This is a genomic window from Olsenella sp. oral taxon 809 str. F0356, assembly GCF_000233535.1.
Classification (GTDB): Bacteria; Actinomycetota; Coriobacteriia; order Coriobacteriales; family Atopobiaceae; genus Olsenella_I; species Olsenella_I phocaeensis.
In genome coordinates, this window is the sequence record NZ_JH376563.1 from 692,500 (window position 1) to 705,521 (window position 13,022).

9 protein-coding genes are annotated in these 13,022 nt (G+C 68.0%); 6 read left to right on the top strand and 3 right to left on the bottom strand.

All coding sequences use genetic code 11. From position 1 onward, the window contains the following. Window positions 1-18: 18 nt before the first annotated feature. Together lysS and HMPREF1008_RS03130 are read left to right on the top strand one after the other, a co-directional pair. Complete coding sequence (lysS, locus tag HMPREF1008_RS03125) at window positions 19-2,277, top strand: lysine--tRNA ligase (RefSeq protein WP_009278384.1); 2,259 nt, start codon at window positions 19-21, stop codon at window positions 2,275-2,277. Window positions 2,278-2,547: 270 nt separating this feature from the next. Beyond that, window positions 2,548-5,139, top strand: coding sequence for an ATP-dependent Clp protease ATP-binding subunit (locus HMPREF1008_RS03130; protein ID WP_009278385.1), 2,592 nt, complete (start codon window positions 2,548-2,550; stop codon window positions 5,137-5,139). Window positions 5,140-5,499: 360 nt separating this feature from the next. Here the strand turns inward: HMPREF1008_RS03130 and HMPREF1008_RS03135 are convergent, their stop codons facing one another. Next, window positions 5,500-5,835, bottom strand: coding sequence for a type II toxin-antitoxin system RelE/ParE family toxin (locus tag HMPREF1008_RS03135; protein WP_009278386.1), 336 nt, complete (start codon window positions 5,833-5,835; stop codon window positions 5,500-5,502). Then, on the bottom strand, window positions 5,825-6,100 hold the full coding sequence (locus HMPREF1008_RS03140) for an AbrB/MazE/SpoVT family DNA-binding domain-containing protein (RefSeq protein WP_009278387.1): 276 nt from the start codon (window positions 6,098-6,100) through the stop codon (window positions 5,825-5,827). The genes HMPREF1008_RS03135 and HMPREF1008_RS03140 overlap by 11 nt, the downstream gene beginning before the upstream one ends. Before the next feature lie 691 nt (window positions 6,101-6,791). On the opposite strand from HMPREF1008_RS03140, the gene disA reads away from it, so the two are divergent. The 3 genes from disA to ispF all read left to right on the top strand — a co-directional run bounded on the left by disA (window position 6,792) and on the right by ispF (window position 9,245). After that, a complete protein-coding gene (gene disA, locus HMPREF1008_RS03145; protein ID WP_009278388.1) occupies window positions 6,792-7,868 on the top strand; it encodes a DNA integrity scanning diadenylate cyclase DisA in 1,077 nt (358 codons plus the stop codon). Beyond that, window positions 7,865-8,659, top strand: a complete 795-nt coding sequence (gene ispD / locus HMPREF1008_RS03150) for a 2-C-methyl-D-erythritol 4-phosphate cytidylyltransferase (protein WP_009278389.1) — start codon at window positions 7,865-7,867, stop codon at window positions 8,657-8,659. Before disA ends, ispD begins: the two co-directional genes overlap by 4 nt. A gap of 109 nt (window positions 8,660-8,768) precedes the next feature. Continuing rightward, window positions 8,769-9,245 (top strand): 2-C-methyl-D-erythritol 2,4-cyclodiphosphate synthase, encoded by a 477-nt coding sequence (ispF, locus tag HMPREF1008_RS03155; protein WP_009278390.1) that lies wholly within the window; start codon window positions 8,769-8,771, stop codon window positions 9,243-9,245. Between the two features lie 249 nt (window positions 9,246-9,494). Here ispF and HMPREF1008_RS03160 read toward each other — a convergent pair whose 3' ends face one another. Next, window positions 9,495-11,126, bottom strand: coding sequence for an ABC transporter ATP-binding protein (locus HMPREF1008_RS03160; RefSeq protein WP_009278391.1), 1,632 nt, complete (start codon window positions 11,124-11,126; stop codon window positions 9,495-9,497). A 393-nt stretch (window positions 11,127-11,519) separates the two neighbouring features. Here HMPREF1008_RS03160 and cysS point away from each other — a divergent pair, with 393 nt between their 5' ends. Continuing rightward, window positions 11,520-12,998 (top strand): cysteine--tRNA ligase, encoded by a 1,479-nt coding sequence (gene cysS / locus HMPREF1008_RS03165; protein ID WP_009278392.1) that lies wholly within the window; start codon window positions 11,520-11,522, stop codon window positions 12,996-12,998. Window positions 12,999-13,022 lie beyond the last annotated feature (24 nt).

The following is a 13,022-nucleotide window of genomic DNA, read 5'->3' on the forward strand; positions in this document are numbered from 1 at the left end:
AGGAGAAGAATCAGACAGATGGCCGACCAGAGCCAGGGCGCAGCGCCCCAGACCTCGATCAACGACGAGCGCGCGGTACGCCGCGCCAAGCGCCAGGCGCTCATCGACGCGGGGGTGAACCCGTACCCCGTGAGGAGCGCCATCGACGCCCATGCCGCCGAGCTGGCAGGGCGCTACGAGGAGCTCGAGGCCGGAGCCTCGACCGAGGACTCCTACACCGTCGCGGGCCGCATCCGCGCCTACCGCAAGCAGGGCAAGGCCTGCTTCATGGTGCTCGAGGACGTGTCTGGCCAGATCCAGCTCTTCTGCCGCGTCAACAACCTCAGTGAGGCCGACTGGTCCCTCCTGGGCCAGCTCGACCTGGGAGACATCCTGCAGGCGACCGGCACCGTCATGCGCACACGCCGCGGCGAGCTCTCCGTCTCGCCCAGCACGGTCACGCTGCTCTCGAAGTCCGTGCGCCCCCTGCCCGAGAAGTTCCACGGCCTCACCGACCGCGAGGTCCGCTACCGCCAGCGCTACGTCGACCTCATCATGAACCCCGAGGTCCGCGAGGTCTTCCGCAAGCGCTCGCAGATCGTCTCGCTCATCCGCCGCTACATGGAGGACGACGGCTACATGGAGGTCGAGACCCCCATGATGCACGCCATCCTGGGCGGTGCCAACGCCAAGCCCTTCGTGACCCACTTCAACGCCCTCGACCGCGACTTCTACCTGCGCATCGCCACCGAGCTCCCGCTCAAGCGCCTCATCGTGGGCGGCCTCGAGCGCGTGTACGAGATCGGTCGCCAGTTCCGCAACGAGGGCATGGACCTCACCCACAACCCCGAGTTCACCTCGATGGAGGCCTACTGCGCCTACTCGGACCTCGACGGCATGAAGCGGCTCACCGAGGGCCTCTTCAAGACCATCGCCCGCGAGGCCTGCGGTTGCGCGGAAGGCAACGAGGTCATCAGCTTCCAGGGCCAGAGGGTGGACATGAGCGGCACCTGGCGCTCCGTGCCCCTCTCGGAGGTCGCCTCGGAGGTCGTGGGGGAGCACGTGGACATGGACACGCCCGTCGAGCGCCTGCGCGAGCTCTGCGACGCCCACAAGATCGAGTGGCAGGAGGGCTGGGGTGCCGGCAAGCTCCTTTTCGAACTCTACGACGAGCTGGGGGAGTCCACGCTGGTCGATCCCACCTTCGTCTGCGACTATCCCGAGGAGGTCAGCCCCCTCTCCAAGCGCAAGGACGACGACCCGCGCCTCACCGACCGCTTCGAGCTGGTCATCTGCGGCCACGAGTACGCCAACGCCTTCTCTGAGCTCAACGACCCCGTCGACCAGGCCGGGCGCTTCGCCGAGCAGGTCGCGGCCAAGGGCATGGGCGACGACGAGGCCATGGGCTACGACTACGACTACGTTCGCGCCCTCGAGTACGGCATGCCCCCCGCAGGCGGCATCGGCTACGGGATCGACCGCATGGTGATGCTGTTCTGCGACCAGCCCGCGATACGCGACGTGCTACTCTTCCCGCAGATGAAGCCCGAGGTCATCACCAGGGCAGACATCGAGGCCCAGGTGAGCGGTGCCGCCACCGACAACGCCACGGCCTCGGTGGCGGACATCGCGGCGGATGCCGAGGCGGGAGCCTCGGATGTCGCGCAGGAAGGGAGAAGCGACCAGATGGCAGAGAAGATCGAGAGCGGCCTCACCCGCGAGCAGGCCTTCGAGCTGCTCAAGAAGTACAACGAGGACCCCTACCACATCGAGCACGGCGAGACCCTGGAGCGCCTCATGCGCCACTACGCCGGGCAGTACGACCCCCAGAACGTCGAGTTCTGGGGCCAGGTGGGCCTGCTCCACGACCTCGACTGGGAGAAGTGGCAGGACGACCAGCTGCACACCGTGAAGGCGGCGGAGCTCCTCGCGGAGGCGGGCGCCAACCCGGCGCTGGCGCACTCCATCCAGACCCACAACTACGACATGAACTCCGAGCTTCCGGCGCCCGAACACCAGATGGAGAAGGTCCTCTATGCCATCGACGAGCTCAGCGGCCTGATCAACGCCTGCGTGCGCATGCGCCCCTCGGGCTCGGTCCAGGACTTCGAGCTCAAGAGCCTCAAGAAGAAGTTCAAGAACAAGAAGTTCGCCGCCGGCTGCGACCGCGACGTGATCGCCCACGGCGCCGAGCTCATGGGCATGGAGCTCGACGAGCTCTTCGCCAACGTGATCGAGGCCACCAAGCTCACCGACCCCGACCGCGACGCCTGGCTGGCCGAGCACCCCGAGGCCTAGCTGGGGGCGGGCGAGAGGGGCTTCCTTCCGGCTTGCGGTTGACGCCCGGCGGCCCTGAGGCCGCCGGGCGTCGGCGTCCGTGGTGCCCTCCGCGCAAGCGCGGGGCGCCCGGGCTGGCAATGGCTGGATGCCTGGTCACGGCTCCGGCCCGGAATGTGGCGTTTCTCGCCCGCGTGGGGCGAGGGAAACACTCCCGTGTCGATGGGGTACACACCAACAAGCAAACGACGCCGCCCCCGGGGCGGCCCTTCGACAGGGGGGCAAGACCGCATGTTCGAGAAGTTCACCGACAAGGCGCGCAAGGTCATGAGCCTCGCGCAGGACGAGGCCCGCAACCTCGGCAAGATGTATGTCGGCACCGAGCACCTGCTGCTCGCGCTGATCAAGGAGGGGGAGGGCATCGCGGCCCAGTCGCTGGCGAAGCTCGAGGTCACCTACGACGAGACCCTCCTCACCATCAAGGAGATCTCCTCCGAGGAGTCCGAGCCGGTCCCCGGCGGCCACATCCCCTTCACGCCGCGCGCCAAGCGCGTGCTCGAGGACGCCTACCGCGAGACCATGACCCGCGGCCAGACCTACATCGCCACCGAGCACCTGCTCCTCGGCATCGTCGCCGAGGGCGACGGGCGCGCCATGACGGCGCTCTCGCGCATGGGCATCTCGGGAGACGCCATCCGCAACGCCGTGGGCGAGCTCATGGAGCAGACGAGCGAGGAGAACTCCCGCCGCCTGCCCCAGGGCGTGGGCGCGCCCTTCGGCCAGCAGCAGTTTGGCGGCAGCCAGCCCTCGCAGGCCTCCGGGGACGCCTCCATGCTCGAGCAGTACGGCCGCAACCTCACCAAGCTGGCCAGCAACGGCAAGCTCGACCCCGTCATCGGCCGCGACCGCGAGGTCGAGCGCGTGATGCAGGTGCTCGCCCGCCGCCAGAAGAACAACCCGCTCATCCTGGGCGACCCCGGCGTGGGCAAGACCGCTGTGGTCGAGGGGCTCGCCCAGCTCATCGCCTCGGGCGACGTGCCCGACATCCTGCGCGGCAAGCAGGTCTGGACCCTGGACGTCGCCTCCCTGGTCGCCGGCTCAAAGTACCGCGGCGAGTTCGAGGAGCGCCTGAAGAAGGTCATCGGCGAGGTGATGGAGTCCAAGGAGGACATCCTCTTCATCGACGAGATGCACACCATCATCGGCGCGGGTGCGGCTGAGGGCTCCATCGACGCCGCCTCCATCCTCAAGCCGCCCCTGTCGCGCGGCGAGATCCAGGTCATCGGCGCCACCACGGCCGAGGAGTACCGCAAGCACATCGAGAAGGACTCCGCTCTCGAGCGCCGCTTCCAGCCGGTCAGCGTGGGCGAGCCCAGCGTGGAGGACACCCTCGCCATCCTGCGCGGCCTCCAGGACCGCTACGAGAAGCACCACCACGTTCGCTACACCGAGGAGGCCCTCGCGGCGGCGGTGACGCTCTCGAACCGCTACGTGCAGGACCGCTTCCTGCCCGACAAGGCGATCGACATCATCGACGAGGCGGGCGCACGCACCCGCGTGCACAAGACGAGCCTCCCTCCCGAGCTCGCCCAGGTGGACGAGGAGCTCGCCCGCGTGAAGGACGAGAAGGCCCAGGCGGCCAGCGCCCAGGAGTTCGAGGAGGCCGCGCGCCTGCGCGACCGCGAGAAGGAGCTCAGCGCGAAGCGCGACGAGCTCGAGGCGGCCTGGCGCGAGCGCCTGGACGCCAACGTCGTCGTGGTGGACGAGGCCGACATCGCGGACGTGGTGTCAGAGATCACGGGCGTGCCCGTCTCCAACCTCACCGAGGCCGAGGCCAGCAAGCTGCTGCGTGCCGAGGAGGCCCTGCACCAGCGCGTCGTGGGCCAGGACGAGGCCGTGACCAAGGTGTCCAAGGCCATACGTCGCAGCCGCTCGCCCCTCAAGGACCCGCGCCGTCCCGGCGGCTCCTTCATCTTCCTTGGCCCCTCGGGCGTGGGCAAGACCGAGCTCGCTAAGTCGCTCGCGGAGTTCCTCTTTGGCAGCGAGGACGCCCTGATCAGCTTCGACATGTCCGAGTTCATGGAGAAGCACAGCGTCTCGAAGCTCGTCGGCGCGCCTCCGGGATACGTGGGCTACGACGAGGGCGGCGAGCTCACCAAGGCCGTGCGCCGCAGGCCCTACTCCGTGGTGCTCTTCGACGAGATCGAGAAGGCCCACCCCGACGTCTTCAACATCCTCCTCCAGATCCTGGACGAGGGCAGGCTGACCGATGGCCAGGGACGCACGGTGGACTTCTCCAACACCGTCATCATCATGACCTCCAACATAGGTGCCCGCGAGATCGCACAGACCGCGCCCATGGGCTTCAGCGCCCAGGGCAACGGTGGGCTGTCTGACAAGGAGATCCGCAGCCGTGTGGAGGGCGAGCTCAAGCGGCTCTTCCGCCCGGAGTTCCTCAACCGCGTGGACGAGATCGTGGTCTTCAAGTCGCTCGAGGCTCAGCAGCTCCGTGGCATCGTGGAGCTCATGGTGGGCGAGCTGCGCAACCGACTCATCGGCCAGGGGATGTCCATCGAGCTCACCGACGCCGCTCGCGACTTCGTGGCCAAGGAGGGCACCGACCCTGTCTATGGCGCGCGACCGCTGCGTCGGGCCATCCAGACCCTCATCGAGGACCGCCTTGCCGAGGAGCTGCTCCAGGGCAAGTGGAAGGCCGGCGACATCGTGCTGGTCGACTCCGACGGCAAGGAGCTGAGCTTCTCGCGCGGCGAGGGGGAGATTCCCTCCATCACCGAGCGGGTGCACATGGAGCTCCCGCGCGCCAGGAGCCACTGGTCTCCCACGCCCCACGCACCCGAGGGTGCGGTCTCCTCGGAGGGCTAGGGCGAGGGCGGCGCGCTGCCTGAGCTTGCGCGCGGACAGCCGTTGATTGCGACCGGCCCTGGGGCGTGCCGCGAACGGCGCCCCGGGGCCGATTTCTGTCGTGGCCTCTCCATCGCCTGTCCCCCGCGAACCCCGTCACCTGCCATCGGGTTGTTCTTTACTGGGGCGTCCTGCGGGATTCTCGCCCGCGAGGCAGAGTAAAGAACGCGCCTGCCGACGTCTTCCCAGTTGCGGCCCGGGACGGCGTTCCTTACTCCCCCCATTCGCCGCAATGGCCCGCCCGTGCGAGAGAAAAGAACGTCCGCCGTCGCGGTGCCGGCCGCCGCGTCGTGGGGGCCCTCGGTGTGTGGATCGCTGCCGCTACTCCTTCCGCAGGTAACCTGCGACGCGGGAGCGCCAGTTCTCGGAGGCGTGAAAAAGGTCCAGGAGCACTACCGCCTCGTCCTTTTCGATAGCGCGATACACGGCTATGTACCTCTCGACCTTCACCCACCTGAGAGCCCCTGGCTCGGGAGCGGTATCCGCCTTGACCAGTGATGTGCCCATGAACGGCGTGCCGCCGAGCAATGACTGCGCTTTTTCTTGTGCCGAGACAAGCCTTTCCGCAGACCTTCGGCCATAGTATTTGAGTCGATAGTCCAGGACGGTGGAGAAACGTTCCTCGTAGGCGGGGGTCGTGAGCACCCTATAGGTCACGGCTTGCTCTCAGGCTGTCGGTGAAGTCGGAAGCGCTGCGGGTGGCTCCGGCGCCGTACGCCTCGTCGGCGGCCGCAACGCGAGCGAGAAACTCCTCGCGAGTTCCCAGGCCGAGGGGGTTGCGAGGGACGGCTACGAGTTCGACGCGTTCTCCATCGCTCAGGAATGCCACCTGGTCGCTCGGGTGAACCCCCAGGATCTCTCTAATGGACTTGGGGAGAGTCACCTGCCCCGTTTGTGTGATGGTTCCCGCCGCAACAGGCATGCAGCGCTCCTTCCTTTGGCCATCCTTTATTCACCTCTCGATATTAATATTAATATCGAGAGGTGTCGATGCCAGAAGCACCAATGCGGGCTGCCGACTCGGTACCCGGTGCTCGCGGAAGCGGGGATGCGACGCTGGTGTGGCGCGTCTCGCCTGGAGTTGTTCTCTACTGCGTACCGCGGCGTATTGCCGTCGCGGCACGCTCTTGCTCCGGCGGGGGACGCTCGCGCGCTGAGGTTTGTTCTTTACTGCGGCGTTCCGGGGGATCCTCTCCCCCTGGGGGCGGGTAGGGAACACGCGGCGTCCGGGGTTGTTCTCTACTGCGCCGCCGCGCGGGATTCTCGCCCGCGAGGCAGAGTAAAGAACGCGCCTGCCGACGTCTTCCCAGTTGCGGTCCGGGACGGCGTTCCTTACTCCCCCCATTCGCCGCAATGGCCCGCCCGTGCGAGAGAAAAGAACGTCCGCCGTCGTGGTGCGGGCCGTCGCGCCCTGATGTGGGCGGGCGTGGCGAGAGAAAAGAACATCCGTCGCCGCCGCGCCGTCCGCCCCGTGGCCCGCCGTCGCGCCCCCACCCCTGCACCCCTCTCGCCCAACCCCAGACCGCCTGGGCCTGCGCCGCCGCAGCGCCCTATACTGTGAGGTACTGTCCGGGCGGCCCCGTCGTGGGCCGGCAGCAGAGGAAAGGGGACCCATGGAAGCAGCGATCGCCGAGGCCGATGCCAACGACACCAGCAGGCGATTCAGGGACGCCATCTCCCAGACGGCTCCGGGAACGGCGCTGCGCCTCGCCCTGGACATGATCATCGCCGGCCACCTCGGCGCGCTCATCTGCATCGGAGACACCGACAACGTTCTCGCAGCCGGCGATGACGGCTTCAGGCTCGACATCTCGTTCACGGCCAACCGCCTCTTCGAGCTCTCCAAGATGGACGGCGCCATCGTGGTGGACAAGGGCCTCACGCGCATCCTGCGCGCCAACTACCACCTCAACCCCGACCCGTCGCTGCCCACGAGCGAGACCGGCATGCGCCACCGCACCGCGGCTCGCATGAGCCTGCTCACCGACGCCATGGTCATCTCGGTCTCGGAGCGGCGCCAGGTCGTTACCGTCTTCATCGACGGCAAGGGCCACCAGCTGCGCTCCGTTGCGGACATCATGGGCACCGTGAACCAGCTCCTGGTCTCGCTCCAGTCCACGCGCACGCAGCTCGACCGCAAGCTGCTGCGCCTCACCACCCTCGAGCTCGACAACTACGTGACGCTCTCGGACATCTCGCAGACCGTGTACCTCTTCGAGGTGCTCATGACCGCCTCCGAGGAGCTGGGCAACCTCCTCCTCCAGCTGGGCAGCGAGGGCAAGACCATCGCCATGCAGCGCGAGGAGTTCATCGGCGGCATGGACGAGGAGTACACCCTGCTCGTCCGCGACTACGCCGCCGACTCCAGCGAGGAGAACGCCGCCGGCGTACGCCGTCGCCTGCACGAGACGGTCAACGCCCAGCTGCGCTCCTCGAAGCGGATCGCCAGCATCCTGGGCTACGAGGACAAGGGCGAGGATTCGGTCATGACGCCCCTGGGCCTGCGCACCCTCTCGGGCATCTCGGTCGTGCGCGAGGGCATGGCGGACAAGATCGTCGACGAGTTCGGCTCGCTGCAGCAGCTCCTCGACGACATCGAGCAGAACCCCGCCCGCCTCGACCGCGTGGGGGTCGAGAACCCCGGCATCCTGGCGGACAGCCTGTATCGCATGTGGGGCAAGCGCGCATGAGCGGGCGAGAGGCGCCCCGTCCCGCCGCGTGCGCCTGCCCCCAGCGCGTGGACGAGCCCTCCCCCAAGCCCGATGCCTGCGCCGTCATCGTCGCGGGGGGTCGTGGCGAGCGCTTCGGCGACCCACGCGGCAAGCAGTTCGTGGAGCTGAGGGGCCTGCCCCTGGTCTGCTGGTCGCTTCTCGCCTTCGACCGCGCGCCCTCGGTGGGCCATGTCGTGGTGGTCTGCGCGCCGGAGCGCATAGCCCAGGTGCGAGATGAGGTGCTGGCCCGCGTCCCTCTGAGGTGTGACGTCAGCTTGGCCGTGGCCGGCCAGACGCGCCAGCAGTCCGTCCTCTCGGGGCTCAACGACGCGCCCGACCGCTTCGACCTCGTGGCGATCCACGACGCCGCGCGGCCGCTCGTCTCCACCGCCTCCATCGAGGAGGTCCTGGCGGCGGTGCGCCGGGACTCCGGTCTCGGCGGGGCCATCTGTGCCACCCGTGCCACCGACACCCTGAAACTTGCCGAGGACGGCGTCATCATCGCGACGCCCGACCGCAGCTTCTATTGGATGGCCCAGACGCCCCAGGCCTTCCGCCGCCGCGACATCCTCATGGCGCACAAGGCCGCCGTCCGGGACGGCTACGAGGGCACGGACGACGCCTCGCTCATGGAGCGGCGCGGCGGCAGGGTGCTGTGCGTCCAGGCGTCCCGCGACAACCTCAAGGTGACGCTTCCGGAGGACCTGGCCATGGCCGAAGTCCTGCTGGAGCGCAGGCTCATACTGGAGGGCTGCGGCCTGGGGGAGTGACGGGCGCCGTCGGTCGCCAGCGCCGGTGCGGCCACCGGCGCCTGCTGCGGTCCGCGCGACGGCGACCCGTCCCATCGTCCAGCCCACGACGACGCAGAACGGAGAAGGCATGCTTCGCATAGGACACGGCTACGACGTCCATCGCCTGGTCGAGGGGAGGCGCTGCATCCTGGGCGGCGTGGACATTCCCTCGAGGCTCGGCCTGCTCGGGCACTCGGACGCGGACGTCCTGGCGCATGCGCTCTCCGACGCCCTGCTCGGGGCCCTCCGTGCCGGGGACATCGGCCAGCTCTTCCCGGACACCGACCCGGCCTACAAGGACGCGGACTCGCTCGCCCTCCTCTCGCGCGTGGGTGCGCTGGCAGGGGAGAGGGGCTTCTCCATCGTGGACTGCGACTGCACCGTGGCGGCACAGGCCCCCAAGCTCATGCCTTACAGGCAGCGGATGAGGGAGAACCTCGCCGCGGCCCTGGGCCTCGACGTCGAACGGGTGGGCGTCAAGGCGACGACGACGGAGGGGCTGGGCTTCGTGGGTCGCGAGGAGGGCATCGCCGCCTGGGCGGTCGTCCTCCTGGAGCGGCCGTAGGCGCCTCTCGCCCGAGGGGTCGCCTCCGCATGTCGCTGCATGACGAAGCATGCGGAGGCCGCAGGGTAAGGACGCGCCCCCGCGGCAAAATGCGCAGCTACGCGGCGGGGCTCGCGGTCGCGGGAACTCCGATGTGGGTGGTTCCTGACCCGACCCAGGCGAGAAAACCACTCATATCGGGGCCGTGGCGGCGACCCGACCACCCACTTCGGGCCCCTCGCGGCAGCCACGCCGGGCTGTGGGCCATCCCTACAGCCGTATCACGTGGTCGCAGGCATCGATGAGTCGGTCGTCATGCGAGACCAAGAGGATCAGGTGGTCCTTCTTGAGCTGCCCCAGGATTCCCACGAGGGAGTCGATGCTTTTCGCGTCCAGTGCGGAGCTTGGCTCGTCCATGAGCATGACCTTTGGGTCCTCGAGCAGCATCCGGATGATCGCCACCTTCTGCTTCTCGCCTCCGGACAGGCTCGCGTGCGTCCCGTCGACCATCGTGTCCAAACCCTTGGGTGACTCGTCGACAAGCCGCCCGAGCCCCAGGCGCCCGCAGAGCTCCATGACTCGCTCTCGTGGCGGCTGGACGTCGCAGAGCAAGGTCAGGTTGTCCCACAGGCTTCCCTCGATGACGCCGGGCTCCTGCTCCACGTACCCGACGAGATGCTCTCGCAGGTCGTAGTGATCCATCTCCCTCAGTTCCGCGTCGTCATAGCGGATGTCCCCTCCGTAGAAGTCGCTCCATTCGCCGCTGACGAGTTTGAGGAGGGTCGACTTCCCGCTGCCGTTGCCACCGACGAGCCCATAGAGTCCCCGCCCCGAGAAGCTCATGTCGAGGCCGCGTAGGGTCGGCTCCTCGTTTCCGGGGTAGGTGAAGCTCAGGTCATGGCAGGTGATGGCGCGGACGTCAGGGGCAGCCTTGCCCGGGCCGTTCTTCTCCAGGGGCGCGTCGGCGAGCTTGCGCAGCCGCTCGAAGCTCGCCCTGCAGCCCTGGTACTGGGTCCCGAAGTCCGAGAAGAAGCTCGCGGCCTGCGCCAGTGCGTTGAAGTACCCCACCGCCGTGGCTATGAAGCCCACCTCAAGGGCGCCCGCCGCCACCTGCTGCGCGCTGACGAGGATGACCACGGCGAGCAGAGCCGTCTTGGTGGCCTCGACGCCCCCGTCGACCGCCCCACCAAGCCGGTTCGTGCGGTAAACGCACGTCCTGGTGACCCCGTAGGCACGTTCGAGCGTCTGGGCGTAACGGTCGAAGAGGACGTGCCTCCTAATGAACGCCACGTCACTGAGCTGGTGCAGGAGCATCGACATCTCTTGGGCCTCGGCCTCCTTGAAGGCCATGCTCCTCCTGTATATCTCCTTGCTGGTGAGCGTGTACGAGAGCACGACGACCGCGGCGAGCATGGCGCAGAGGATGGCGAGCCAGGCGTTGGCGCGAAACATGAGCACGAGGACCAACACTGAGGTCGTCGCGTTCGCGAGCGCCTGGTTGCCCGTCCAAAGGAAGAAGATGGAGAGCTCCTCGGAGTCGCCGTTGACCCGCTTGGAGTAATAGCCGGCGTCGAAGTCCTTGAAGAAGTCGGCAGGGAAGCGCTGCATGCGCCGCAGGGTTCGGGAGGTGAGCGCGAAGGAGGCGTCGAAGTGCAGCTTCGTGTAGAGCATCGCGATGCCGTACTGGGCAAGTCCCGCGGCGACTCCGAGCACGGCGATCGTTGCGCTCCAAAATGCCACACGGCCCAGTCCCTCTCCGGCGACCAGGAGGTTTATCACGAAGCCCGTGAGCAGGGGGATGACAACTTCTATGGCGCTCAACAGGAGGGCGAGGGCCATGTACAGGAAGAGCCTCGCCTTGTCGTCGACCGACCTCCAGAAGTACCCGAGCATCTCTCCCATTCGCCGCCTCCTAGCATTCGTCCGGAGCAAGTCGTCCCTGGCCCAACTTTAGGTCATATTGCCCCCCCGCACGCTAAAGGTCGAGCTGGCAACGATGCCGAGGCGTCGCACGCGGCAGCAGGGCGGGGGTCCGCGGTCGCAAGAAGGGACCCGCGGTCGCGGGAGCCTTGATGTGGGTGGTTTCGGGTCGGCTCCAGGTGAGAAAACCACCCACATCGGGGCTGTGGCGGCGACCCGACCACCCACTTCGGGCCCCTCGCGGCAGGCGCGCCGGGCCATGTGCCAGGGGGCCTTCTCGCGTTCTCGGCGTCCCGTGCGCCGCGATGGGTATAGCATCTTGCGCAACGACGTCTCGTCATCACGCACTGACCCCCGCGCAAGGAGAAGCCAGCGATGCTCATATATAACAGCCAGAACCACCGCAAGCAGGAGTTCGAGCCACTCGAGCCCGGCAAGGTCCGCATGTACGTGTGCGGCCCCACGGTCTACGACCAGATCCACATCGGCAACGCGCGCACGTTCCTCTCGTTTGACGTGATTCGTCGCTACCTGCAGTACAAGGGCTACGAGGTCACCTTCGCCCAGAACCTCACGGACGTGGACGACAAGATCATCAACCGCGCCAACGAGCAGGGACGCAGCGCCGCCGAGGTGGCGGAGGAGTTCAGCGCCGCCTTCATCGAGCAGATGCATCGCTTCGGCATCCTCGATCCCGACATCCGCCCCCGCGCCACGCGCGAGATCGAGGCCATGCAGGAGATGATCGGCGTGCTGATCGAGAAGGGCAACGCCTACGTCGCCCCCAACGGCGACGTCTACTTCTCGGTCCGCTCCGACCACGACTACGGCGTGCTGAGCGGCCGCGAGCTCGACCAGATGCGCGCCGGCGAGCGCGTCGAGGTCAACGACATGAAGCGCGACCCCTTCGACTTCGCCCTCTGGAAGGCCGCCAAGCCCGGCGAGCCCAGCTGGCCGAGCCCCTGGGGCGAGGGTCGTCCCGGCTGGCATACCGAGTGCTGTGCCATGATTCACCGCTACCTGGGCACGCCCATCGACATCCACGGCGGTGGCGCCGACCTCGTCTTCCCCCATCACGAGAACGAGACTGCCCAGGCCATGTGCGCCTGGGGCGAGCCTCTCGCCAAGACATGGATGCATGCGGGCATGCTCCGCGTCGACGGGGAGAAGATGTCCAAGAGCCTGGGCAACTTCTACACGCTCAAGGAGGTCCTGGACAAGTATCCCGCGGACGCCGTGCGCCTGCTTATGCTCCAGACCCACTACCGTGCACCGCTCGACTTCTCGTTCGAGCGCCTCGAGGGCGCGGTGGGCACCCTGGGCCGCCTGGCCAGCTGCGTCAAGAACCTCCGCTGGGCGGCGGGCAACGCGCCCCTCGACGGAGAGCTCAACGAGCTCGACCGTAGCCTCTCGGCCGCGACCAAGGAGGCCGAGGCGGAGTTCGTGGCCCAGATGGACGACGACTTCAACACCGCCGGCGCCATGGCCGCCATCTTCGGCCTGGTGGGGTCCGCCAACCGCTACCTCGCCGAGGCTGCGGGCAACGCCTCCACGGCCGTGACCCTGCGCGCCGCCGACGCATTGAGCGAGCTCTGCGGCGTGCTGGGCATCGACCTGGCCAGGGGGGCTGCCGACGAGGGGCTTCCCGTCGAGCTCGTCGACCTCGCGCGCGAGCACGCGGGCTTCGGGGGAGACGACCCCGCCTCTGCGGCGGACGCCCTTCTCGCCGCCCGCCAGGAGGCTCGCGCGAGCAAGGACTGGGCCACCGCCGACGCCATCCGCGACGGCATCGCCGCCCTGGGCCTCGTGGTCGAGGACACCCCCGCCGGCGCGCGCCTGCGCGCCAGGGACTAGGGAAGCGCCATGGCAAAGAACCAG